Genomic DNA, 25,111 nt, shown 5'->3' on the forward strand with positions numbered 1-25,111 from the left:
TTATGGATAATAACATGTCACAACGATTTACTCAACAAGACATCCAAGCAACAAAAGGTCTAGCGTGTTTATCTTATCTTGGCATATTACTTTTGATCCCTTTACTAGTCAATAAAAACTCTGCATTTACAAAATATCATGTAAATCAAGGACTAATTTTGTTAATTATTGAAGCAATAACAATTGGTTTGGCCTTTGTTCTAGGTCTTATTCCTTTTGTTGGTGCGTTTATCCTATGGGTTCTAAGAATAGCTATCATTGCTTTGGCAGTTATAGGTATTGTAAATTGTGTTGAAGGTTTTGCAAAACCACTTCCAGTGATTGGTGGAATTCAAATTATCAAATAACGATTGCTTTTACTCGCAAATATAAGGAGACAACATATGAAAAAAAATATTGCGCCCTTGCTGTTTGGAATTGTGTTCATTCTTGCAGGGATAGGCTATGTCGGTGCTATCTTTTTCAATTGGGATTTTAGCATCTTCTTTGACGGATGGTGGACATTATTCATTATCATCCCATCTTTTATCAGTATGCTTTCAAACGGGCCAAGAGCCTTTAACGTAGGTGCATTTATTATCGGTATATTGCTATTGCTTGAAGCTCAAGATATTATTCCAAATAATAAATTTGGATTCATTATTTTTGCAACCATTATTCTTTATATTGGTATAGTAATGATAATACGCTACTTTAAAGGCCCTAAAGTATCAACAAATACGTATACATACACTGCTACAGATGGTTCTTCTTTTCAGTATACGCAAACTCCGAACGGGCAACCTGAAGCAAACCCAAATAAAAGCTGGAGTTATGACAATGAGCCACAACCATGTTATACAGCCATTTTATCAGGCGTTGACGCTAAAAATACTTCAACCGATTTCTTAGGAGCAAAAGTGAGTGCAATACTAGGCGGTGTTGATTTGGATTTACGTGATGTTGTAATAACAAGAGATATTATAATTCATGTAACTGCAATTATGGGCGGAATTGATATTCTTGCTCCGAGAAATGTAAGAATTGCGTTGAACAAAACCGACATAATGGGTGCATCTGAGTGTAAAGCAATGTCACAAGCGCCGGATGCAAACGTTCCACTTGTTACTTTTATATGTACAACTGTAATGGGCGGAATTGATATTAAGTAATTTTCTTCATTTGACGAAACCACACGCGTGAGCGTGTGGTTTGTCGGTTATATTATGATTAAAAAATATATCTATTAGGAGGGGCATATGCCAAGAAAATCAAATAAAGGCTATGGAAACGAGAGCATATCCTCGTTAAAAGGTGCGGAACGTGTAAGACGTCGTCCTGGTGTTATTTTTGGTTCCGATGGAATAGAGGGCTGTCAACATTCTATTTTTGAAATTTTGTCTAACTCTATCGACGAGGCAAGAGAGGGACATGGTAATCGAATCATTATTACTCGTTTTAAAGACCATTCTATCGAAGTACAAGATTTTGGACGAGGTTGTCCGGTGGATTACAACGAAGCAGAACAACGCTATAACTGGGAATTGGTATTTTGTGAGTTATATGCAGGTGGTAAATACAATACCAATGAAGGTGAAAGCTATGAATATTCGTTAGGATTAAATGGACTTGGTGCTTGTGCAACGCAATATTCTTCCGAATATATGGATGTAGAAGTGTTCCGAGATGGTTACCAATACAATCTTCATTTTGAAAAAGGTGAAAACATTGGTGGCTTAGATAAAAAACCGACAAATCGTAAACAAACCGGTTCTCGCCATAAATGGAGACCGGATTTAGACGTGTTTACTGATATAGATGTATCTGCTGACTTTTTTAGAGATATTTTAAAAAGGCAAGCAGTAGTCAACAGAGGGCTTACCTTTGAATTTAGAAATGAAACCGATAATGGTTTTGAAAAAGAAGAGTTTTTATACGAAAACGGTATTTCCGATTATGTTGTAGAATTAGCTGGTGAAAACACGCTTACAACTCCGCAATATTGGGAAACCGAACGTAGAGGAAAAGATCGTGAGGATAAACCAGAATATAAGGTAAAATTATCTGTTGCAGTTGTGTTTACAAATTTGACAAAGGCAACAGAATATTATCATAACTCTAGCTGGCTAGAGTATGGTGGTTCACCGGAACGTGCTGTAAAGCAAGCTTTTGTTTCCCAAATTGATGCTTATTTAAAGCAAGGAAATAAGTATTTAAAAGGGGAAAGTAAGATTAGCTATGTCGATGTTGAAGACTGTTTGGTATTGGTATCCTCATCTTTCTCAACCCAAACTTCTTATGAAAATCAAACTAAAAAATCAATTACCAATAAATTCATATATGAAGCAATGACTGAATTCTTAAAGCATCAACTTGAAGTGTATTTCATTGAAAATCCAGATGAAGCAGTAAAGATTGCAGAACAAGTTTTAATCAATAAGCGCAGTCGTGAAAATGCAGAAAAAACAAGATTGAACCTGAAGAAAAAGCTTGCAGGCTCTATTGATCTTTCTAATCGTGTGCAAAAATTTGTTGATTGTCGTTCGAAAGAAACAAGTAAGCGTGAAATTTTTATTGTAGAGGGTGACTCAGCACTTGGTGCTTGTAAGCTTTCTCGAGATGCAGAATTCCAAGCAATCATTCCTGTTCGTGGTAAAATCTTGAATTGTCTAAAAGCAGAATATAATAAGATATTTAAAAATGACATTATTACAGACATCATTAAAGTATTAGGATGCGGCGTCGAGGTGACTTCGAAAGCAAATAAAGAATTATCTAGTTTTGATTTAGACGGTTTACGTTGGAATAAAGTTATTATCTGTACGGATGCCGATGTAGACGGATTTCATATTAGAACCTTAATTTTAACAATGCTATATCGATTAGCACCAACGCTAATACAAGAAGGTTTTGTTTATATTGCAGAATCCCCGTTATATGAAATAAACAGTAAAGAGAAAGCCTATTTTGCATATACCGAACAAGAAAAATCAGAAATTTTAGCAATGGTAGAAGGACAAAAATACACGATTCAACGCTCTAAAGGATTGGGTGAGAATGAGCCTGATATGATGTGGCTTACAACGATGAACCCTGAAACAAGGAGGCTCATCAAAGTAACCCCGGAAGGTGCAGAAGAAACGGCAAGGATGTTTGATTTATTGTTTGGTGATAACCTTCAAGGACGAAAAGATTATGTTGCCGAAAACGGACAAGCTTATATCGATTTAGCGGATATCAGCTAATAACAATTAACCGCTAAAGATAGCGATAAATCTTTACTTTTTAAGGCGATGACCATTGCTATATTAGTAAATGGTGAATGGCTTTGTTACCGACGGTTTGCCGGTTTAATGCAACCCTTTGAAAGGAATGAGAATACTTCATGGCAAAAAAACAAAAGGAAATGCTAAAGAAAACAAACTCGAATGCGTATATCGCTGGTGCAGGTATTATGGTGGAACAACCGATTACTCGAACCCTAGAAACCAACTTTATGCCGTATGCAATGAGTGTAATTGTTTCCCGTGCATTACCTGAGATAGATGGCTTTAAGCCTTCTCATAGAAAGCTACTGTACACCATGTATAAAATGGGTTTACTAACAGGAGCAAAAACCAAATCAGCGAATATTGTAGGACAAACTATGCGTTTAAATCCTCATGGAGACCAAGCAATCTATGAAACAATGGTGCGTTTGTCAAAAGGATATGAAGCATTGTTGCATCCATATGTTGAGTCAAAAGGTAACTTTGGTAAGGCATATTCTCGTGATATGGCATATGCGGCATCTCGTTATACCGAAGCCAAGCTTGCTCCGATTTGTGTTGAATTTTTTAGAGATATGGATAAAGATACAGTTGACTTTGTACCCAACTATGATAGTAGCACTACAGAGCCAACGCTGTTTCCAACTACATTTCCATCTGTTTTAATTAACTTTAATGTAGGTATTGCGGTTTCTATGGCAAGCAATATCTGCCCATTTAATTTAAAAGAGGTTTGTGAAACCACTATAGCATTATTAAAAAATCCCGATCACGATATTCTAGAGACCATACAAGGCCCTGATTTTGCAGGCGGTGGAATGATTGTTTACGATCAAGCAGAGTTAAAAAAAGTAATAGATACCGGTCGTGGAAGTATTAAAATCAGAGCAAAATATAATTACGATAAACAAGAGAATTGTATTGAAATAACTGAAATTCCACCAACCACTACCGTAGAAGCCATTATGGATAAAATAGTGGATTTAGTGAAGCTTAATAAAATTAAAGAAATTGCAGATTTACGTGATGAAACTGATTTAAGCGGTCTAAAGCTTACCCTTGATTTAAAACGTGGAGTGGGTGCAGAAAAGCTAATGCAAAAACTGTTTCGTTCAACACCATTACAGGATAATTTTGCTTGTAACTTTAATATTTTAATATCCGGAAATCCTCGTGTTATGGGTATTAAAGAGATTTTAGATGAGTGGATTGCTTTTCGTGTGGATTGTATCAAGCGTAGAGTATATTTTGATTTAAAGAAAAAGAAAGAAAAGCTTCACTTATTAAAAGGCTTAGATCGTATCTTAGTTGATATTGATAAAGCAATTCGAATTGTTCGTCAAACCGAAGAGGAAAAAGAAGTTGTTCCGAATTTGATGATTGGTTTTGGAATTGATGAAGTTCAAGCAGAATATGTAGCAGAAATCAAGCTGAGACATTTAAATCGTGAATATATTTTAAAGCGCACGCAAGAAATTGAACAGTTAATAAAAGATATTGCTGAAATGGAAGATATACTTGCTAATCCTCGTAAAATCAAAACGATTATTGTGAATGAGCTGAAAGAGGTTATTGCAAAACATGCTCAACCAAGAAAAACATTATTTATTTATGCAGATGATTTAGAAGATGAGGAAGTTGAAGAAGAGATCCAAGATTATCCTGTTAACATTTTTTTAACCAAGGAAGGCTATTTTAAAAAGATTACGCCGCAATCTCTTCGTATGAGTGGAGAGCATAAGCTTAAGGAAACAGACGAAATGGTTATGCATATTGAGTCAACGAATTCTGTTGAGTTATTGTTTTTTACCGATAAACAACAAGTATATAAGACAAGAGCAAGTGAATTTGAAGATACAAAAACAAGTGTGCTTGGCGATTATATTCCAGCAAAACTTTCTTTCGATTCTGATGAAAAGATTGTGGCTATGATAGTAACGAAAGATTATAGCGGCCATATGCTGTTTTTCTTTGATAATGGTAAGGTTGCTAAAGTGCCGATTAGTGCTTATGAAACGAAAACAAAGCGTAAAAAGCTTTCGAATGCATATTGCGATAAATACCGCCTTGTTACTGCGGTCTCCATTGAAGAAGATAAAGAATTTATCTTAACCTCAACTGCAAAACGTAAGCTTTTATTCCATTCTGCTATGATTAACGAAAAGACAACCAAAAATACACAAGGGGTTGCTGTTATGACGGTTAAGAAAAATCATTTTGTGGAGTATGTTGAGGAATATCAAGAAGATAAACTTGCAAATCCACATCGTTATCGTACCAAAACATTACCTGCAACAGGAGCAATCACCCGCCCGGAAGATGAAGGCGAACAATTGATGCTATAAGAAAAAGTGGACAATTGTCCACTTTTTTGTTGTCTTTTAGATAAAAAATGTTTACCATTAGAAGTAATTAAGACAAAACTCGACTTCTATTTCAACGTAATTGGCGTACAATAGGAATGAAGGAAAAAGGGGGGAGAGCGCCATGAATGGAATACGTTATGTTTCGTTAATTCTATTTCCGTTGGCTTTGGGCGGAGTGATCCTTGTTTGTATTAAAATAGTAGATACACTCCCCAGTAAATTGCCGATTGCACTATTATCTATTATTCTCGCAATCATTTTATTGTTTTTTTGGTATAAAGCAGGTCGATCTTTTGCAGAAAACTTTCGAGATTTGCGGGTTGCTGTTTTAATAGGAAATGGGCTGCCGATTATATTGACGATACTTTACATATGGCAAACAGTTTTTACTCCTTATGAAGAAGCAAATGCTTTTTTGGTACGACTGGCACATTTGTATTTTGCTCCTCTATTTGTAACGCTGGAAATGGCGGTATTACCAATAGGATCTAGTGCCGTTTCGGGAGTACAACGCCCACCTGTTTCCGTTATAGCACAAATAACATTTTTAATTTTGTTTATATGGATATTTGCAAGAGGATATTTATCAGCACATGGACATTGTAATCGGAAAACTCGCTATAGAAGATAAGGTATAGCAATAATTTTATAGTAAGATTTATTTAGTAACTAGCAAATACCAAATGATAATTTACTTTACCCACAATCAAAACGGATTCGCAAAAAGCGAATCCGTTTGACTGTTATTCTGTAATTTCATTTGGAGTTTTTTGAACTTCGGTATTTTTTTGAAGTTCGACTGAAATGCCTCGATTTTTAATAATACTTTTCTTTTTCCATTTACCTGTCTTGTAATAAATCAGTGATACGATAATACCTGCTGCCCAACCAATCACATAAGAAAAATAAATGTAGTCGCTGCCTAAGAAATGTGCGAGTAAATATGCGGTCGGAATACGCAAAGCCCATAAACTTACGACAGAAGAAATCATTGGTATAATAGATTCTCCTGCACCACGCAAAACACTGTTATAAATAAATAAGATTGCAAGAAGAGAATAGAACGGTAATAATTGATGTAGATAAGATACTCCTGCGTCAATCATCTTAGGATTATTGCCAAACATACGCATTAAAATTCCGCTGAGTGGATATATTATCGCACCAATTCCAATGCTTGTGCCAATTGATAATACAAGGGAGGCTCTCATTCCTAGTTTAACACGGTTAATTTGGTTCGCACCAATATTTTGTCCAACGTAAGTTGTAACTGCAATAGAGAAGCTTTGAATTGGCATAAAAGCAAAGGTATCAATTTTATTTGCACCACTAAATCCTGCCATAAACTCAAACCCATAGCTGTTTACCAATGAGAGCATAAACATGGAACCGATAGAAAATAGCGCTTGCTGAATGCCGGCAGGAATACCAAGTTTCATTGCTTGCAAGAACAAATCTTTACGAAAATAAAATTTGAATGGGTTGATTTGAATAAAGTCATAATGCTTATTGATAAAGTAAATACCAAAAACCCAAGAACACAATTGTGCTATGATTGTAGCAATTGCAACACCAATAACTCCCCAACCCCAAAATACAGTAAATACTATGTCTAATACAATGTTGACAATACATGCAACCAGTAGGAATAAAAGCGAAGTTTTGCTATCGCCAAGGCCTTGTAAAATGCTTGCATTTATGTTGAAACCAAGATTGAAAATCATGCCAATAAAAATAATAATCATATATTGCGTTGCCATCTTTAACGTACCATCGTCTGGAACGTTTATGAGTTGTAGCAAAGGCTTGCTTAATACAATTCCTAAAAACGTTAGCGGAACAACACCGATAAGTAAAGCTGTATACATTGTTCCAATGGTATCTTGAATCTGCTTCATATCCTTTGCACCATAATATTGAGATACCATAATTGTAGCACCCATACCAATTCCTATAAACAAAGAGCTTAACATAAAGATAATAGGAAAGCCAGTTCCAACAGCTGCTAGAGCTTTTTCACCAACATAGTTTCCAACGACAATACTATCTACCATATTATAAAGCTGTTGAAAAACGTTACCAATCAATAATGGTATAGAAAATAAAAATATGAGCTTATATGGGTTTCCCATGGTCATATCAGTACTTGTTATTAGTCTTTCTTTTCTTTTAAACACACGAATACTCCTTTAAATAAAAAACTTAACAAAATTTGTTAAGCATCACCTTTATTCATAGTATATCACAAGGAAAAATAAGGTACAACTAATATTTAAAACTTTAATTTGTTTGTTTTGAGTTTATGATGAAGTTACGAAATATGTTATTAAAAATGAATAAGTTTGCGAAAAAGCCGAGGGTGCGTTATGCTCCCCTCGGCTTTCTTTTAAAATGCAGGTATTTAACACGTTTCAATTCACTAGAGAAGCAAATCTCTCGATCTTTGTTAATATTAATCTGCATTTAATTTCGACGTCCGATAAACGGCTTAGGAATGTTGTATTTATATATCAATACTTACATTTCAAAGTTATAATTTGTAACACAAATTATAAAACGTCATGTGTTACAAATTATCCAGACGCAACATCTGTTTCTATACAAAAATTTTGTATTACTAACTTGTAACACTAATAGTATTGCAATTGTCAAAAAGATTATTACAGGTATATCGTGTTAATTTCTTTTCAAGCTTTTATAAAATTTATATAAATTAGGTAATCAGTTTATATTTTAAATTACCAAACAAAAGATTTATTTAATAAGTCAATTTGACAAAACACACAAATATACATTATATTTGAATAAATATACAGAACGTAGTTGATTTTTGCATATAATAGTGTATAATATACATTAAGATGTAAATTCAAAATAAACAATATCATCTTTTATGTAAATGTTAAAATGCATTCATTAAAATAAAATGGAAATAGAGCAAAGGGTACAAGGAGGATATTACAATGGCAGAAATTAAAAAACAAATTAAAAAAGTAGTATTAGCATATTCAGGAGGATTAGATACTTCTATTATTATTCCTTGGTTGAAAGAAAATTATGATAATTGTGAAGTAATTGCTGTTGCTGGAAATGTTGGTCAAGCAGCAGAACTAGAAGGCTTAGAAGAAAAAGCAATTAAAACTGGAGCATCAAAGCTATACATAGAAGATATGCAAGATGAATTTGTTGATGATTTTATTTTTCCAACCTTAAAAGCAGGCGCAGTTTATGAAAATAAATATTTACTTGGCACATCTTTTGCACGTCCGGTAATTGCAAAGAGAATTGTAGAAATTGCAAAAGCAGAGGGAGCAGATGCAATTTGCCATGGCTGTACAGGAAAAGGAAACGATCAAGTTCGTTTTGAACTTACGATTAAAGCTTTTGCTCCAACAATGGAAATTATCGCTCCTTGGAGAATTTGGGACATTAAATCAAGGGACGAAGAAATTGATTATGCAGAAGCACACAACATTCCTTTGAAAATTTCAAGAGAAACAAACTATTCAAAAGATATGAATTTATGGCATTTATCACATGAGGGCTTAGATTTGGAAGATCCCGCTAATGAACCACAATATGATAAAAAAGGATTTTTAGAGCTTGGCGTTTCTCCTGAGCAAGCACCCGACCAAGCAACTTATATTACATTAACATTCGAAAAAGGAATTCCTGTAGCACTCAACGGCGAAAAAATGAAAGGTGCAGATTTAATCAAAGCACTTAATATTGTTGGTGGCGCAAACGGAATTGGTTTAGCTGATATTGTGGAAAACCGTTTGGTTGGTATGAAATCAAGAGGTGTATATGAAACACCGGGTGGAACAATTTTATATCACGCACATGAGGTTCTTGAAACAATTTGCTTAGATAAAGCAACACAGCATTACAAGCAACAAATTGCTTTGAAATTTGCAGATATTGTATATGACGGTCAATGGTATACTCCTTTACGTGAAGCACTTTCTGCTTTTGTTGACGAAACACAAAAAACGGTGACAGGTGAAGTAAAACTAAAACTATATAAGGGTAACATCATTAATGCAGGTGTGACTTCTCCATATACTCTTTATAGTGAAGAGTTTGCATCATTTGGTGAAGATGAGGTTTACAATCAAAACGATTCCGCAGGATTTATCAATTTATTCGGATTACCAATCAAAGTAAAAGCATTGTTAGATGAACATAAAGTGAAATAGGGAAAGATAGAGATGGTGTGGTATAATCCCCCTTCGTCTGCGGACGGTATCCCCCTTTATCAAGGGGGACTTGGGTTTAAGAGAATGATTAGTGAGTTTTACCTCTTGCCTCCCTTTTGAAAGGGAGGGGGACCACCGCAGTGGTGGTGGGATAGTAGTAAAATGAAACTTGCATAAGGGCAAACCCTATAGGAAACGACCTCTGTGTCGTTCCGCAATAGAAATAGAGATAACTGGTTTCATAAAGTGGAGGATGCAATATGGCAAAATTATGGGCAGGCAGATTTAAAAAAGAAGTCAATGAAAAGGTGAACGATTTTAACAGTTCTATTTCGTTTGATGCAAGAATGATTCATCATGATATTTTAGGAAGCATTGCCCATGCGACAATGCTAGGCGAGCAAGGGATAATTGATAAAAAAGAAGCTGAGATGATTGTAGAAGGATTAAATGGTATTTTATCTGACGTAGAAAACGATAATCTTGCAATTGATCCAACTGCGGAAGATATCCATATGTTTGTCGAAGCAGAGTTAACCAAAAGACTCGGTGATACTGGGAAACGACTACATACTGCAAGAAGTAGAAACGATCAAGTTGCTTTAGACATTCGCCTTTACTTGAAAGATGAAACGGATACACTCATTCAATTAACACAAAACCTAATTCAAGTATTATGCAATGTTGCAAGCGAGCATACGGAAACGGTAATGAGTGGGTACACTCATTTACAACGTGCACAGCCAATCACATTTGCACATCATTTAATGGCATATGCACAAATGTTACTTCGTGATATGGATCGACTACAAGATGCAAAAAAACGTATGGATGTAATGCCACTAGGAAGCGGAGCTTTGGCTTCTACCACTTATCCACTGAATCGTATGCGTGTTGCAGAATTACTCGGGTTTGCTAATGTTACAAAAAACAGCTTAGACGGTGTTTCGGATCGTGATTTTTGTATCGAGTTGTGTAGTGCAATTTCTATTTTAATGATGCATCTTTCTCGTTTTTGCGAAGAGATTATTCTTTGGTGTTCTTGGGAATTCAAGTTTATTGAATTAGACGATGCATATGCAACAGGCTCTAGCATCATGCCACAAAAGAAAAACCCAGATATTGCTGAACTTGTTCGTGGTAAAACGGGAAGAGTTATTGGCGATTTAGTTACCTTACTCACTATGATGAAGGGCTTACCGCTAGCATATAACAAGGATATGCAAGAAGATAAAGAAGCCATTTTCGATGCTGTGGATACTGCAAAGTTATGTATTAGCACATTCATTCCAATGATTGAAACAATGACAGTATTAAAAGATAATATGCGCAATGCTGCAGCAAAAGGATTTATCAACGCAACCGATTGTGCAGATTATCTTGTGAAAAAAGGATTGCCATTCAGAGATGCATATAAAGCAACAGGCCAGCTTGTGGCACTATGTATTGATAAAAGTTTAGTATTAGAAACACTTCCATTACAAGAATATCAAACTGTTTGCGAGTTGTTCGATAACGATATCTATGAAGCAATTCGTTTAGATACTTGTGTAAACGGTAGAAATGTAATTGGCGGACCAGCAAAAGAAATGGTAGAGCAGCAAATTCTTGAAGTGAAAAACAAACTAAAATAGGCTATGGAGATGAAACGCAATGAGTTACAAAATATTTATTGATGGTCAAGAGGGCACAACGGGTTTAAAAATCATAGAACGATTTCAAGGTCGAACTGATGTTGAACTATTGAAAATTGATGAAGCATTGCGAAAAGATATCTCTGGACGTAAAAAGTTAATCAACCAATCTGATTTCACGTTTTTATGTCTACCCGATGATGCGGCAATAGAAGCGGTATCGTTGGTAGAAAATAACCATACGAAAATCATTGATGCTTCTACAGCACATAGAACCAATCCTAATTGGGTATATGGACTACCTGAACTTTCGAAACAACAACGTGAGAAGATTAAAAATGCAAACAGAGTTGCAGTTCCAGGATGTTATGCAAGTGGATTTATTAGCATTGTTTCGCCTTTGGTTGCTCATAATGTGATCGTAAATGATTATCCAATCACATGCCACGCAGTAAGCGGTTATAGCGGAGCAGGTAAAAAAGCAATTGCTGTGTATGAGGGTGAAAATAAACCCAACGAATATAATTCTCCTCGACAATATGCGTTAGGGCAACAACATAAACATCTAAAAGAAATGCAAGCAATCACAGGGCTTACTTTTCCACCAATGTTCAATCCAATTGTGGATAACTATTTTAGCGGAATGGTGGTTTCTGTTCCATTGCTCTCTCGTTTGATGAGTAAAAAGTATTCAGCGAAGCAAGTTCATGAAGTAATCGCAAACCATTATCAAGAGGAGCATTTCGTAAAAGTGATGCCGTTCATGGGCGAAGGCGTTTTGCAAGATGGATTCTTAGCTGCAAATACCTTAGCGGATACCAACATGATGCAGATTTTTGTTTGTGGAAATGAGGAGCAGGTTTTAGTTGCCGCTCGTTTAGATAATCTTGGTAAAGGTGCTTCAGGTGCCGCCGTACAATGTATGAATATCATGATGGGTATTGACGAAACAACAGGATTAGAATAAGGTTTATAGAAATAAAGAACGGAGTGACTGAAATGACAGTAAAGTTTAAAGGCTATGACTTTGTAGACGGTGGTGTTTGTGCGGCAAGTGGGTTTCAAGCAGCTGGTGTACATTGTGGGCTAAGAAAAAATAGAACAAAACCTGATTTAGCTTTAATATATAGTGAAACATTATGTAGTGCAGCCGCAGTATATACGCAAAATAAAGTAAAGGGTGCGCCAATTATAGTAACCCAGCAAAACTTAAAAGATAATAAAGCACAAGCTGTTATTGTGAATAGTGGAAATGCAAACACTTGCAACTTGGATGGCGAAGAAAAAGCAGAAATGATGTGCGTTGCAATTGCAAAAGAACTTGGCATTAGTGCAAATGATGTTGTAGTTGCTTCTACAGGAATTATCGGTGAACCATTACCAGTTGAATTAATACAAGCTGCTTGTCCACAATTAAAGGATGAGTTAAATGTAAATGGTAATGAAAATGCTTCACTTGCTATTTTAACAACAGATACTTGTAAAAAAGAAGTTGCAGTTACGTTTGATATCAATGGTGTGAAATGCACATTAGGCGGAATGGCAAAGGGAAGCGGCATGATTCATCCAAACATGGCAACAATGCTTTGCTTTCTTACTACAGATGTAGCAGTGGAACCGACTTTATTACAAAAAGCATTGCGTGATGTTACTAATGAAACCTTTAACATGATTTCAGTTGATGGTGATACATCTACAAATGATATGGTTACGATTTTAGCTTCAGGAACTGCTTTAAACAAAGAAATAGTAAATCCAAATTCTGAAGAATACAAGATTTTCGCAAATGCACTTTATGCAGTTATGATGAATCTATCTCGTGCGATTGCGCAAGATGGTGAAGGTGCTTCAAAACTATTAGAATGTACCGTTTGCGGTGCGAATGACAAACAGATTGCAAAAACAGTCGCAAAATCCGTTATTACTTCAAGCTTAGTGAAGAGTGCAATGTTTGGTCAAGATCCAAACTGGGGACGTATCCTTTGTGCTATCGGATATGCACAAGCTGATTTAGACATTAATAACGTATCTGTACGGTTAAAATCAACCTTTGGTGACGTTAAAGTTTGCAAAGGCGGCAGAGGTGTTACTTTTGATAAAGAGCAGGTATTAAATATATTAAGAGCAGATGAAGTAAAAATTATTATTTGCGTTGGAACCGGTGATTACAGTGCTGTTGCTTGGGGTTGCGATTTAACATATGACTATGTAAAAATCAATGCAGATTATCATACATAATAGACTATAAATAGAGTAGTAGTCGAATAATGAGCACTGATTATTTACTGATTGTATTATTAAGTATAATTATAACGAATTTTAGCATATTTTGTGGAGGAAACAGAAATGCCAGATAAAATTTCCGATAGCCTAAGAGCGCAAATCCTTGTAGATGCATTACCATATATTCAAAAATATAATGATAAAATTGTGGTTGTGAAATACGGTGGCAATGCAATGACGTGTGACGAATTAAAAACGGCAGTTATGAGCGATGTGGTATTGCTTTCTTTGGTTGGAATAAAAGTAGTTTTGGTTCATGGCGGTGGCCCTGAAATTAACGAAATGCTAGAAAAAATAGGCAAAGAATCTAAGTTTATTAACGGACTGCGTTATACCGACGCCGAAACAATGGATGTTGTGCAAATGGTGTTGTGCGGCAAGGTGAATAAAAATTTAGTTTCCTTATTACAACAAAGCGGAGGTAAAGCAATTGGCCTTTGCGGCATGGATGGTAATTTGATTCAAGCTGAAAAGAAACAGAGTGCTGTAGACTTAGGCTTTGTTGGAAACATTACAGATGTGGATGTTACTTTAATTATGGATGCATTGAATAATGGCTATATTCCCGTTATTTCAACCGTTGGAGTTGGAAACGACGGGCAAGCATATAACATAAATGCAGATACTGCAGCTGCAAAGATAGCGGCAAAGTTAGGCGCAGAAAACTTAATTTTAATGACTGATATTAAAGGGTTGTTAGAAGACAAAGATGATGAAAGTACATTAATTCCTGTTGTACAAATTAACGAAGTAGAAAATCTAATGAAGAAAAACATTATCAGTGGTGGGATGATTCCAAAGATAGAATGTTGCGTAGATGCTATTCGTGGTGGCGTAAACCGTTCCTTTATTATTGATGGCAGAATTCCTCATTCTATTTTAATCGAGATGTTTACAAGTGAGGGCGTTGGAACGATGTTCCGATAAGGCACTCACTAATACATATAGTTAGCTCTCATAAGGAAGAGAGCATTTTGTAGAGGTCGATTCCATATCGACTCGAACCGACTATAGAAGAAAAGGAGGAAATATCATGAACAGTAAAGAGCTAGATCAACAATATATTATGAATACTTATTCAAGGCAAGATATTGTTATTGTAAAAGGTGAAAATGCAACTTGTTATGATGAAAATGGAAAAGAATATATTGATTTCGGAAGTGGTATCGGCGTCAATTCTCTCGGGTATTGTGATGAAGATTGGAGTAATGCGGTAAGCGAACAAGCTAAGACACTGCAACACACATCAAACTTATATTATTCAAAACCCATGGCAGATTTAGCACAAATGTTGTGTGAAAAAACAGGATACCAAAAAGCTTTTTTTGGAAATTCAGGTGCTGAGGCAAATGAATGTGCAATTAAAATTGCAAGAAAATATAGTTTTGAAAAATATGGGGCAGAAGCAAATCGAAATAAGATTATTACGTTAGTAAACTCATTTCACGGAAGAACAATTACCACTCTTTCTGCTACCGGTCAAGATATATTCCATAATTATTTTCATCCTTTTACTCAAGGCTTTGATTATGTGAACGCAGGTAATATAAAGGAACTGGCAGCGAAATGTGATAACTCCGTTTGTGCGATTATGATAGAGTTAATACAAGGCGAGGGTGGAGTTGTACCACTTGATATAGACTATGTAAAACAAGTTGCAAGAATATGCAAGCAAAATGACATTTTGTTGATAATAGATGAAGTGCAAACGGGTATTGGCAGAACAGGAACTTTGCTGGCAAGTGAGCAATTTGGTATTTCTCCTGATATTACAACATTAGCTAAAGGATTAGGTGGAGGGCTACCTATAGGAGTATGCATAGTAAATGAAAAGCTCTCTTCTGTGCTAAAGCCAAGCGATCATGGAACAACTTACGGAGGAAACCCTGTGGTTTGTGCTGGTGCTAAGGTTGTACTCGAAAAGGTTTCTAATGCAGTCTTTTTAAAAGAGGTAGCGGAAAAAGGCAATTATATTAAAAATAAATTACTCAAATTAAATGAGGTCGAAGCAGTAGACGGCATGGGTTTAATGCTTGGTATTCAATTAAAGACTAAGAATGCGGGCGAAGTAGTTAAAGCGTGTATCGATAATGGCTTACTACCACTTACGGCAAAAAAGAAAATACGGTTGTTACCTCCTCTTTCTATTCAATATGAGGAGCTCAATCAAGGCATTGCAATTTTAAAGCGTATTTTAAATGCCTAGCAAAGAATAATGGGAGTAGATAGGATTGAATAGAGATGAATCATTTTTTAAAGTTACTTGATGTTTCAAAAGAAGAAATCATTGAAATATTAAATTTAGCAGATCAACTCAAATATGAGAAAAAAAATAATATTCCGCATAAAAGATTAGAGGGAAAAACCCTTGCTATGATTTTTCAAAAGGCATCTACAAGAACGAGGGTATCTTTTGAAACAGGTATGTATCAGCTAGGAGGTCATGCATTGTTTTTGACTTCTTCAGAACTGCAAATCGGTCGTGGCGAAGCAACAGAAGATACTGCAAGAGTACTGTCTCGTTATTGTGATGCAATTATGATTCGTACTTTTGAACAACAAGAAGTTGAAGACTTAGCGAAATACGGTTCGGTTCCCGTTATCAATGGGTTAACTGATTTTAGCCATCCTTGTCAAGTTATGGCTGATTTAATGACGATTCGTGAGTATAAAGGTAGCTTGGAAGGTTTAAAACTTTGTTTTATAGGTGACACCAATAATGTTGCAAATTCACTTATTGTTGGATGTTTGAAGGTTGGAATGCAAGTTTCTGTTGCTGCACCAAAAGGCTATTATTTGGACAAAGAAATTGCGCAGTTTGCTAAACAATATAATAATTTTACTTTTACAAATAATACAATTGAAGCAGCAAAAGATGCAGATGTAATCGTAACAGATGTATGGGCTTCCATGGGCAATGAACATGAAAAAGAAAAACGGAAAAAGGATTTTAGTGGATATCAAGTGAATGATGCAGTTATGAATGTTGCAAAAAAAGATGCAATCATTCAGCATTGCTTACCCGCTCATAAAGAAGAAGAAATTACAACTGCTATTTTTGAAATGCATGCAAAAGAGATTTTTGATGAAGCAGAGAATAGGCTTCATGTACAAAAGGCAATTTTAGTAAAGTTAATGAACCAATAACAAAGATAATATCAGCTTTTTAGTTGATATTATCTTTTTTTGTTCAAAATAAGGAAACGATTTATATAATTTGTGGTAGACCAATAAATAATTATGTGTTACTATAATAAAGATATGTTGAAGGGAAGATTGTAACATGAATTGGTTTATAAAATTTGTAAATAAAGTTAGGTTGCCTCAAGAATCAAAGAAAAAGTTTGAACTTGAACTGGTTACAGCAAATTTGAAAATAGGCATACTTTTTATTTGTTTTACAATTTTACTTCAATTAGCCAACATTCTTTTTATAACCATTCATCAAACAAATATAATAGACAAATATCCTCAAAAGATGTATTTATCATTATATATTTTTATTTTAATATTTTGTTGCTGTAATTTAGTATTAATCTATAATTTGAAGCGAGATGTTGAAAAGCATAAGACCATTATTGAAATATTGTCAATTGTCTTTTTATGCGTAATTTTATTTTGGGCAGCGACCATTAGCATGTTGGATTTAAAGAATAATGAGAATGTAAGTATTTATTTTTATACCATGATTGCGGTATCGGTCACTTTATATATCAAACCTAGAATATTTATACCTATTATAATAATAAATTATCTTTATCTCATAGCTGTTCTTGTTTTTTTTCAAAATCTACAAACCAATAATAGTGGAAATTTATTTAATGCTACCATTGTGTTATGCATATCAATGATTATTTCAACATTCCGATATTATGAAAAAATATATAGCTTTTGGCAAAAGCAAACGATTATCAAACAGAATAAATTAATTAAGGATCGAAATGCTGAGCTGAAAAAGTTATCCGTTACGGATACTTTATCCGGTTTATATAATCGAAGGCTACTTGATACTGCGTTGAGTGATAAATGGAATGAATGCTTTAACAATCAGACAAACTTTGGATTTGTTATGCTTGATATTGATAACTTTAAACACGTTAACGATACTTTCGGGCATTTAGCAGGTGACGCTTGTATATCAACTAGTGGAAATATAATTAGGGAGTGTACAGAAGGTACAGAAGCAATGTCATTTCGCTATGGCGGTGAAGAATTTGCTATTATTGTCTCAAACTTTAGTGAAATACAGATACAAAAACTTTGCAATCAGATTCGTTTAAAACTTGAAAGATGTCCTATTATTTGTCAAGAAGAGGGAATGGTGCTGTATATTACGGCAAGCATAGGTTATTGTTGTGAAGTTCCCCATGATAATAGTAATTGTTTTGAATTTGTAAGTATGGCAGATATGGGATTGCGTACAGCAAAGCAAAAAGGGAAGAATCAAGTGCAACGATGTGAATGGGATAAGAATAAAGATGTAATGTATGAACAATAGCTTCCTTAGTGCAGGTAACTGCACTTTTTTATTGACTGAATTCGATAAAAAGAGTATAATAAAGTTATTGTGAAAAAATTAACATATTATGTCAGGTATTTTATGTTAAGAAAAGTTGGTATACTATAGTTGAACGGAGGGATACACGAATGAAAACAATTAAGGTGAAAGTATGTGCTTGTACTCACTGCATATTAAACGGGGCAATGGATATTGTTGAATCAATAGAATCATTGAGCCTTCTAAAAAATGAAATTCGTTTAAATGCAAAAATTGAAATAATTGCAAATGAATGTTTATGTGATTCCGTAAATAAAGGGCAATCACCGTTGGTTGTTCTAGATAATGAGTTAATAGAAAAGGCAACCAGCGAAATAGTAACAGCAAAAATAATTTCAAGCATAACAAAAGGATGAAGGTAATGAGAGGAATATATACACCGGTAACAAAAATCAGACGTCAAGTATTTGAAAAAGTTGCAGAGCTTGCTTTTTCAAATGATTACTCCAAAGTTGATGATATCCCTTATGAAATCATTAAAGGTGAAGTTGCTTCTTATCGTGAGAGCGTTTTTAAAGAGAGGGCAATCGTAGCAGAACGAATTCGGTTGGCTTGTGGGCTATCTGTGCGTCAAGCAGACGAACACGCTCCTTTATCACGTGATTTCAATAAGGCAGTTGCTTGTGAGCGTGTTTATGAGCCACCTCTAGTGGAAGTTATTCCGTTTGCTTGTAATGCTTGTCCGGAAACGGCTTATGAGGTAACCAATAATTGTAGAAATTGTTTAGCACATCCGTGTACAAGTGTCTGCCCGGTTAAAGCAGTATCTATAGTAAACGGCAAATCTTTTATTGATAAAGAAAAATGTGTAAAATGCGGTCGATGTGCAGAAGCATGTCCGTATAATGCAATTGTAAAATATGATAGACCATGTGCAGCAGCTTGTGGCGTTGATGCAATTGAGAGTGATCATTTGGGACGTGCACAAATTAACCATGATAAATGTGTGTCATGTGGTCAATGCTTAGTGCATTGTCCGTTTGCTGCAATTTCAGATAAATCACAAATATTTCAGTTGATTTTAGCATTAAAGAGTAACAACAATGTCATTGCTGAAATAGCACCTGCTTTTGTTGGACAATTTGGTCCGTTAGCAACACCAAACAAAGTCAAAGCCGCATTGTTGGAAATTGGGTTTAAAGATGTTTATGAAGTAGCTCTTGGAGCAGATGCTGGTGCGATTGCAGAAGCAGAACATTTTCTACATGCAATTCCGAATGAGCAGCCATTGTTAGCAACATCATGTTGCCCATCATGGTCTGTTATGGCAAAAACACTCTTCCCAGAATTAGCGGAATGCGTTTCAGGAGAATTAACTCCTATGGTTGCAACAGCAAGAATGGTGAAGAAAGATCATCCAGATGCAAAAGTTGTTTTTATCGGTCCATGTGCAGCAAAAAAACTAGAGGCTTTTCGTAGAACAGTAAAAAGTGATGTTGATTTTGTAATTACCTTTGAAGAGTTAATGGGTATTTTTGCAGCTAAAAATATTGACTTCACGCAAGAATGTGGAGAAACAGTTGAAGATGCAGCAGCAACCGGTCGTGGCTATGGTGTTGCCGGTGGTGTAGCGGATGCAATTGTTAGCTGTATTAAGAAAATGGATCCGGAACGTGAAGTATTGGTTGATCGTGCAGAAGGCTTACGCAATTGCAGAAAGATGCTGACACTTGCAAAAGCAGGAAAACGCAATGGCTATTTACTAGAGGGTATGGCTTGTGAAGGTGGATGTATTGGTGGAGCCGGTACTTTACAACCACTAGTAAAAGCTGCTGCTCAAGTGAAAAAATTTGCTTCTGAATCTCCTTATCCAAACGTAATGGATAAAAAATAGAATGAATTGTTGAGCAATACTCATCAAATATGAAATAGAGCGACAGCTATAGGAATGATAGCTGTCGCTTTTGCAATAGAAATATGTTTAGTCTGAAAAGACATGTGATACCCAACTATAATTGATTTAGAATTATTTTAGTGATATACTTGCTATAGGTTATTTAAGCATAATTCGGAGGTGTTTTCTTGTTAAACGGTCTCTATATAAACGATGTAATACTAAGTAAACCAATTGAAAGAACTTCATATTTGTATGATATACCATCCGTAAACTATTTAATAAACAATCATAAAATATCTTTTCAGAAAAAAGTTACATTCTTTGTAGGAGAAAATGGAACAGGCAAGTCGACTTTTCTTGAAGCAATTGCTGTAGCCTTTGGCTTTAATGCTGAAGGCGGAACGAAAAATTTTAGCTTTTCAACAAATCAATCACATTCAGAGTTGTGGAAACATATCACGTTATCCAAATCTAAAATAGCAAAAGATGGCTTTTTTCTTAGAGCAGAAAGTTTTTATAATTTTGCAAGCAAGATTGATCAAATGGATAGTGAACCTTCATTTGGTGCTCTGATAATTGATAGTTATGGAGGCGTTTCTTTACATGAACAATCGCATGGTGAAAGTTTTTTGGCATTAGTACAAAATCGATTTGGAGGAAATGGTGTATATATTTTGGATGAGCCTGAAGCCGCATTGTCTCCAATGAGATTGTTAACATTGCTTGCAGAAATAAATGAATTGACAAAACGCAATTCACAATTTATCATTGCAACGCATTCACCGATTTTGATGACATATCCTGATGCAGAAATACTTGAATTTTCTCAGAAAGGTATTCAATCGGTAGGATATAAGGATACAGAACATTATCAAATTACAAGACGATTTTTAGAAAATCCTGAACAAATATATAAATATTTATTTGAAGAATAATTTTATTCCATTGTCATCGGTATTTTTAAACCACAAAAATTTGTATATCCGTACTATGATATAAGGTAAAATAAAATAAGGGTACAAGCAGATACTAAAATTAAGATAGCCATTTATGATATTATTGTTGTGTTAATATTGAGAGTGGGTATTATTTATGTTATGATTTAACCTATCTATTACTAAAGTGGTTTTGACTCAAATAGTTTAAAATATATAATTGAAAGTGACATGAAGGAGGTTGTTATATAAATGCCACGTTTTTTTAGCAATCAAATTGCAAGCAACCAAATAATCATTACTGGGGAAGATGCTAAACATATTACAAAAGTTTTACGTATGAAAATGGGTGAGGCTATTACAGTTAATGATAAAGCCGGAACCGATTATGAATGTGAAATTGCTGAAATTGGGGAACAAGTTATTTTAAATGTATTAACAAAACATAAGAACGAAACGGAACCTAACGTAGAAATTGTATTATATCAAGCACTTCCCAAATCGGATAAATTAGATTTTATTGTGCAAAAAGCAGTAGAGCTGGGTGTGACCAAGATTGTACCGATGACTACAAAGTTTTGCATTGCAAAAGCCGATGAAAAATCATTTGAAAAAAAATTGATTCGTTATAATAAAATTGTTTTTGAAGCAGCAAAACAGTCCGGAAGAGGAATAATTCCTTTGGTCGAGAATATACTAAGTTTTGAGCAAGCAATTCAACAAGGAAAAGACGAGTGTAGTATTTTATACTATGAGCATGGTGGAGAACCAACAGCCTGTATTGTAAATAGTAATACGTCAAAGGTGAATATTTATGTTGGCAGCGAGGGAGGATTTAGTGAGCAAGAGGTTATCTATGCGAAAGAGCATGGAATTCGACTTGGAACACTAGGAAAGCTGATTCTTCGTTGTGAAACTGCACCAATTGTAGGATTAAGTTTAGTACTAAATGCAACAAATCATATGTAATTAGTTTCGAAATGATTACAATTTATAACAATTTGCTTTTCAGCTTGAATTTATTGTGTATGGCATATATAATAAAAATAGAAAAGATAAAAGGGGTACGTTGGTATGAAAAAAAATAAAAAATGGATTATAGCTATCGTTGCTATTGCGACAGCACTTGTAGGAATTGCAGTTGCTGTGGGTGCATTTTTAAAGAAAAAAGCTGCTGCAATTAGTGAAGACTTGGATTTTGATGCCGATTTCTATGATGAGGATGATGACTTTTTTGAAGAGGGCTCAGATGAACCTCAAGAAGAAACACATACCTCTATTGAAAATGAATCTGACCTTGGCGTAGAGGAAGAAAACGATCAAAATCAAACAGAAGAACATAAGAACTAATTGGAAAAATAAATAACAAAATTTATTGCAACACTTTTTTAAAAAAAGTGTTGCAATTTACTTTTATTAGTGCTATACTATATAAGCACTCAGGAAAACAGAATATATCGCGGAGTGGAGCAGTTGGTAGCTCGTCGGGCTCATAACCCGAAGGTCATTGGTTCAAGTCCAATCTCCGCAACCAAATTTTTTGTATAAAAAGACTAAATTATTAATGGATTTAGTCTTTTTTCTATGCTAAAATAATATAAGCCAATAGACTTTAGGAAGATATTGGAGTATAATGTCTGATGTAAGGATCTATGTTACCCTTAAAATACCCTTATTATCGAAATGAGGTTTTTTATTATGAAAGTATTCATTAGTTGGTCTGGTGAGTTAAGTAAGAAAATAGCTGAGATATTAAAAAGAAAAATTCCATGTATTATTCAATCAGTTGAAGTGTTCTATTCGTCAAATGATATTCAAAAAGGTGAAAATTGGGATGCAAAATTGGTTGATGAATTAGCAAGCTGCAATTTTGGAATTGTTTGTTTAACACAGGAGAATGTTAATGCACCTTGGGTGCATTTTGAATCTGGTGCATTATCAAAGGCCCTAGATTCAAGGGTATCAGCACTACTCATTGATATTAACCCCTCTGAGCTAAAAGGACCTCTAAGCAAGTTCCAAAATACAAAAATAGATAAAGAAGACTTTAAATTACTAATGACATCCATAAATAACGCGACTGAAAGTAAGTTGAGTAAAGAAGTTTTGGAAGAGACATTTGAAATGGTATGGAAAAGCATAGATGAGGAGATAAAAAGTGTTTTGTCATCAGTAAAACCAAGTATGAATCAACCACAACCAAAAGCAAGTCAAGAAAATAGCCAAGCAATAGAGGAAATACTAGTGTTACTTAGAAAACAAAACAATATACTTTCAGATCCAGAGCAATTCATACCACAAAATTATTTAGCTCGTGTATTAACGGAGTGTTCAAGAAAAATGCCATTAAATTCACGTAGAATTAATGTGGATAATCGAAGTACAGAAGAATTTATTTATGAAATTGTGAGATGGATGGAAAATGTCGGTTGCGCTTGTGAGAATAGCCCTTATATGCGTGAGATGTACAGTATGCTTGAATTTGATAGGTTAGTTTCAATTATTTTGAGTTTGCTAGATCATTCATCTAAAAATGATTTTTCTATAGAATTTCTAAATGAAATGCGACATAAGTTATTTCGATTAAGAGATTTTAGAGAGCCATCTATTTCAGATAACCGGGATATAAAACTAGGGTATACCAAGAATTTTGTGTAAATAGAAAAACAATCAGAACAAGAAATAGGAACAAAATAGTAATTGACATAGTGTATAGGTTAGTTGAAACAAGTTTATTTAATGACAAAAGGGGCATGCCCCTTTTGTCATTAAATTTTGGCGGATGAACATAGAATCATCCAGCGATTCTGTCCGAAAACATGATGTTTAATTGGTTTAAAACAACGTCCCAATTTCGACAACGTTGTGTCCATCGTTCGACAATTTTTTTTGAAGCTAAATACAGTATCCTTTTTAAACTATCATCATTTTGAAATGATGGTTTATTCTTGGTTATTTGTCTGAACTGCCTGTTTAATCCCTCAATAATATTAGTTGTGTATATTATTTTCCTTACATCAGTTGGATATGCAAAAAAGGTTGATAGTATATCCCAGTTATCCTCCCAACTCTTTATGCAAGAAGGATAACTTTTACCCCATTTTTCTTTGAATGATATTAGATTATTCAATGCTTCTTCCTCTGTAACAGCTTGATATACTAGTTTTAGATCTGCCATTAACTTCTTGATATCTTTGTATCCTACATATCGTGTTGAATATCGAATTTGATGTATAATACAACGTTGAATGTGCGCTTTGGGATATGCTGCATTGATTGCTTCTTTAAAACCTTTTAAACCGTCAACACAAAATAGGTATACATCTTGCAAACCCCTTGATTTCAAGTCATTCATAACGCTCAACCAGAATTTTGAGCTCTCGTTTTCTCCAATCCAAATGCCCAATATATCTTTATTTCCTTCAAGTGTAATTCCTAAAACCACATATGCTGCTTTCGTTACAAACTGATTGTTTTCTTTTACTTTGTAGTGTATTGCATCCATGAACACAAATGGGTATACACTATCTAGTGGACGGTTTTGCCATGCTGTTACTTCCGGCATTATTTTTTCTGTTATCTTGCTTACTAGTCCATCTGAAATTTCTACATCATAAAGATTTTTTACTTGTTCAGCAATATCTCGTTGAGACATGCCACAAGAGTAAAGTGCAATAATTTTTTCTTCCATCCCGTCAGCATTACGATTATATTTACCAATAATTTGTGGTTCAAATTCACCGTTTCTATCACGAGGAACATTAATATCCACTTCGCCAAGTTGTGTTTTAACTGTTTTCTTTGAATATCCATTTCGATAATTTTTCGACATGCTTTTTCCGTCATCGTTCGCTATTCTTTGACTTTTTTGGTAACCCAATTCTTCGTCTAATTCACTATCCATAACTTGCTGAAGAACATCTTTGAACATCTCTTTCATTGCCTGCATAACCTCTGTTGTGCTTGTGAAGTTTTGGCTGTTCACATACTCTTTTAATAACTCTTTCGGTTGCTTTTCCATAAAAAAATACTTCCTTTCATACTTGAATTT

The 25,111-nt window shown here is 34.7% G+C and carries 21 protein-coding genes and 1 tRNA gene; 20 read left to right on the forward strand and 2 right to left on the reverse strand.

What is annotated here, in order from left to right:
- The first annotated feature begins 2 nt into the window (after positions 1–2).
- From RBG61_RS09200 to RBG61_RS09220, 5 genes are all read left to right on the forward strand, one after another.
- Complete coding sequence (locus RBG61_RS09200) at positions 3–347, forward strand: hypothetical protein (protein ID WP_307942873.1); 345 nt, start codon at positions 3–5, stop codon at positions 345–347.
- Between the two features lie 36 nt (positions 348–383).
- Positions 384–1,151: a LiaF transmembrane domain-containing protein gene (locus RBG61_RS09205; RefSeq protein ID WP_307942875.1), complete on the forward strand. Its 768-nt coding sequence runs from the start codon at positions 384–386 to the stop codon at positions 1,149–1,151.
- A gap of 87 nt (positions 1,152–1,238) precedes the next feature.
- Positions 1,239–3,224, forward strand: a complete 1,986-nt coding sequence (locus RBG61_RS09210; RefSeq protein ID WP_307942877.1) for a DNA gyrase/topoisomerase IV subunit B — start codon at positions 1,239–1,241, stop codon at positions 3,222–3,224.
- A 140-nt stretch (positions 3,225–3,364) separates the two neighbouring features.
- Entirely contained in the window at positions 3,365–5,593 is a 2,229-nt protein-coding gene (locus RBG61_RS09215) for a DNA gyrase subunit A (RefSeq protein WP_307942879.1), read from the forward strand.
- Positions 5,594–5,735: 142 nt separating this feature from the next.
- The gene (locus RBG61_RS09220) at positions 5,736–6,245 is read left to right on the forward strand and encodes a hypothetical protein (RefSeq protein WP_307942881.1); all 510 of its coding nucleotides are present in this window, start codon (positions 5,736–5,738) and stop codon (positions 6,243–6,245) included.
- Positions 6,246–6,357: 112 nt separating this feature from the next.
- On the opposite strand, the gene RBG61_RS09225 is transcribed toward RBG61_RS09220, so the two are convergent.
- On the reverse strand, positions 6,358–7,791 hold the full coding sequence (locus RBG61_RS09225; protein WP_307942883.1) for an MATE family efflux transporter: 1,434 nt from the start codon (positions 7,789–7,791) through the stop codon (positions 6,358–6,360).
- A gap of 795 nt (positions 7,792–8,586) precedes the next feature.
- Here RBG61_RS09225 and RBG61_RS09230 point away from each other — a divergent pair.
- The 15 genes from RBG61_RS09230 (at position 8,587) to RBG61_RS09300 (ending at position 23,718) form a co-directional block, all read left to right on the forward strand.
- The gene (locus tag RBG61_RS09230; RefSeq protein WP_307947244.1) at positions 8,587–9,813 is read left to right on the forward strand and encodes an argininosuccinate synthase; all 1,227 of its coding nucleotides are present in this window, start codon (positions 8,587–8,589) and stop codon (positions 9,811–9,813) included.
- A 260-nt stretch (positions 9,814–10,073) separates the two neighbouring features.
- Positions 10,074–11,447 carry an argininosuccinate lyase gene (gene argH, locus RBG61_RS09235; protein WP_307942886.1) on the forward strand — a complete coding sequence of 458 codons (1,374 nt, stop codon included), beginning with the start codon at positions 10,074–10,076 and terminating at the stop codon, positions 11,445–11,447.
- Positions 11,448–11,466: 19 nt separating this feature from the next.
- Positions 11,467–12,414 (forward strand): N-acetyl-gamma-glutamyl-phosphate reductase, encoded by a 948-nt coding sequence (gene argC / locus RBG61_RS09240; RefSeq protein ID WP_307942887.1) that lies wholly within the window; start codon positions 11,467–11,469, stop codon positions 12,412–12,414.
- 32 nt (positions 12,415–12,446) lie between these two features.
- Complete coding sequence (gene argJ / locus RBG61_RS09245; RefSeq protein ID WP_307942888.1) at positions 12,447–13,685, forward strand: bifunctional glutamate N-acetyltransferase/amino-acid acetyltransferase ArgJ; 1,239 nt, start codon at positions 12,447–12,449, stop codon at positions 13,683–13,685.
- Positions 13,686–13,793: 108 nt separating this feature from the next.
- Positions 13,794–14,657, forward strand: a complete 864-nt coding sequence (gene argB / locus RBG61_RS09250; RefSeq protein ID WP_307942889.1) for an acetylglutamate kinase — start codon at positions 13,794–13,796, stop codon at positions 14,655–14,657.
- Positions 14,658–14,763: 106 nt separating this feature from the next.
- The gene (locus RBG61_RS09255) at positions 14,764–15,936 is read left to right on the forward strand and encodes an aspartate aminotransferase family protein (protein ID WP_307942890.1); all 1,173 of its coding nucleotides are present in this window, start codon (positions 14,764–14,766) and stop codon (positions 15,934–15,936) included.
- Positions 15,937–15,971: 35 nt separating this feature from the next.
- Positions 15,972–16,877, forward strand: a complete 906-nt coding sequence (gene argF, locus RBG61_RS09260) for an ornithine carbamoyltransferase (RefSeq protein WP_307942891.1) — start codon at positions 15,972–15,974, stop codon at positions 16,875–16,877.
- 136 nt (positions 16,878–17,013) lie between these two features.
- On the forward strand, positions 17,014–18,228 hold the full coding sequence (locus RBG61_RS09265) for a GGDEF domain-containing protein (protein WP_307942892.1): 1,215 nt from the start codon (positions 17,014–17,016) through the stop codon (positions 18,226–18,228).
- 149 nt (positions 18,229–18,377) lie between these two features.
- Complete coding sequence (locus RBG61_RS09270) at positions 18,378–18,644, forward strand: NAD(P)H-dependent oxidoreductase subunit E (RefSeq protein WP_307942894.1); 267 nt, start codon at positions 18,378–18,380, stop codon at positions 18,642–18,644.
- Between the two features lie 5 nt (positions 18,645–18,649).
- A complete protein-coding gene (locus tag RBG61_RS09275; protein WP_307942896.1) occupies positions 18,650–20,122 on the forward strand; it encodes a 4Fe-4S dicluster domain-containing protein in 1,473 nt (490 codons plus the stop codon).
- Positions 20,123–20,310: 188 nt separating this feature from the next.
- Complete coding sequence (locus RBG61_RS09280) at positions 20,311–21,060, forward strand: AAA family ATPase (RefSeq protein ID WP_307942899.1); 750 nt, start codon at positions 20,311–20,313, stop codon at positions 21,058–21,060.
- Positions 21,061–21,312: 252 nt separating this feature from the next.
- Positions 21,313–22,029: an RsmE family RNA methyltransferase gene (locus RBG61_RS09285; RefSeq protein ID WP_307942902.1), complete on the forward strand. Its 717-nt coding sequence runs from the start codon at positions 21,313–21,315 to the stop codon at positions 22,027–22,029.
- 105 nt (positions 22,030–22,134) lie between these two features.
- Positions 22,135–22,410: a hypothetical protein gene (locus tag RBG61_RS09290; protein ID WP_307942903.1), complete on the forward strand. Its 276-nt coding sequence runs from the start codon at positions 22,135–22,137 to the stop codon at positions 22,408–22,410.
- 108 nt (positions 22,411–22,518) lie between these two features.
- Positions 22,519–22,594: transfer RNA gene (locus RBG61_RS09295), tRNA-Met, on the forward strand.
- A 164-nt stretch (positions 22,595–22,758) separates the two neighbouring features.
- The gene (locus tag RBG61_RS09300) at positions 22,759–23,718 is read left to right on the forward strand and encodes a toll/interleukin-1 receptor domain-containing protein (protein ID WP_307942904.1); all 960 of its coding nucleotides are present in this window, start codon (positions 22,759–22,761) and stop codon (positions 23,716–23,718) included.
- 136 nt (positions 23,719–23,854) lie between these two features.
- On the opposite strand, the gene RBG61_RS09305 is transcribed toward RBG61_RS09300, so the two are convergent.
- Positions 23,855–25,081 (reverse strand): IS256 family transposase, encoded by a 1,227-nt coding sequence (locus RBG61_RS09305; protein WP_307942478.1) that lies wholly within the window; start codon positions 25,079–25,081, stop codon positions 23,855–23,857.
- Positions 25,082–25,111: the final 30 nt, after the last annotated feature.

It is taken from the genome of Paludicola sp. MB14-C6 (assembly GCF_030908625.1).
Taxonomy (GTDB): Bacteria; Bacillota; Clostridia; order Oscillospirales; family Ruminococcaceae; genus Paludihabitans.

What these genes read in the sequence shown, in the direction of transcription:
- RBG61_RS09300 (WP_307942904.1), top strand. Translation starts at nt 22,759, where the DNA reads ATGAAAGTATTCATTAGTTGGTCTGGTGAGTTAAGTAAGAAAATAGCT.
- RBG61_RS09305 (WP_307942478.1), bottom strand. Translation starts at nt 25,081, where the DNA reads ATGGAAAAGCAACCGAAAGAGTTATTAAAAGAGTATGTGAACAGCCAA.
- argC (WP_307942887.1), top strand. Translation starts at nt 11,467, where the DNA reads ATGAGTTACAAAATATTTATTGATGGTCAAGAGGGCACAACGGGTTTA.
- argF (WP_307942891.1), top strand. Translation starts at nt 15,972, where the DNA reads ATGAATCATTTTTTAAAGTTACTTGATGTTTCAAAAGAAGAAATCATT.
- argH (WP_307942886.1), top strand. Translation starts at nt 10,074, where the DNA reads ATGGCAAAATTATGGGCAGGCAGATTTAAAAAAGAAGTCAATGAAAAG.
- RBG61_RS09220 (WP_307942881.1), top strand. Translation starts at nt 5,736, where the DNA reads ATGAATGGAATACGTTATGTTTCGTTAATTCTATTTCCGTTGGCTTTG.
- RBG61_RS09200 (WP_307942873.1), top strand. Translation starts at nt 3, where the DNA reads ATGGATAATAACATGTCACAACGATTTACTCAACAAGACATCCAAGCA.
- RBG61_RS09290 (WP_307942903.1), top strand. Translation starts at nt 22,135, where the DNA reads ATGAAAAAAAATAAAAAATGGATTATAGCTATCGTTGCTATTGCGACA.
- RBG61_RS09205 (WP_307942875.1), top strand. Translation starts at nt 384, where the DNA reads ATGAAAAAAAATATTGCGCCCTTGCTGTTTGGAATTGTGTTCATTCTT.
- RBG61_RS09275 (WP_307942896.1), top strand. Translation starts at nt 18,650, where the DNA reads ATGAGAGGAATATATACACCGGTAACAAAAATCAGACGTCAAGTATTT.
- RBG61_RS09265 (WP_307942892.1), top strand. Translation starts at nt 17,014, where the DNA reads ATGAATTGGTTTATAAAATTTGTAAATAAAGTTAGGTTGCCTCAAGAA.
- RBG61_RS09215 (WP_307942879.1), top strand. Translation starts at nt 3,365, where the DNA reads ATGGCAAAAAAACAAAAGGAAATGCTAAAGAAAACAAACTCGAATGCG.
- RBG61_RS09285 (WP_307942902.1), top strand. Translation starts at nt 21,313, where the DNA reads ATGCCACGTTTTTTTAGCAATCAAATTGCAAGCAACCAAATAATCATT.
- RBG61_RS09270 (WP_307942894.1), top strand. Translation starts at nt 18,378, where the DNA reads ATGAAAACAATTAAGGTGAAAGTATGTGCTTGTACTCACTGCATATTA.
- argB (WP_307942889.1), top strand. Translation starts at nt 13,794, where the DNA reads ATGCCAGATAAAATTTCCGATAGCCTAAGAGCGCAAATCCTTGTAGAT.
- argJ (WP_307942888.1), top strand. Translation starts at nt 12,447, where the DNA reads ATGACAGTAAAGTTTAAAGGCTATGACTTTGTAGACGGTGGTGTTTGT.
- RBG61_RS09210 (WP_307942877.1), top strand. Translation starts at nt 1,239, where the DNA reads ATGCCAAGAAAATCAAATAAAGGCTATGGAAACGAGAGCATATCCTCG.
- RBG61_RS09255 (WP_307942890.1), top strand. Translation starts at nt 14,764, where the DNA reads ATGAACAGTAAAGAGCTAGATCAACAATATATTATGAATACTTATTCA.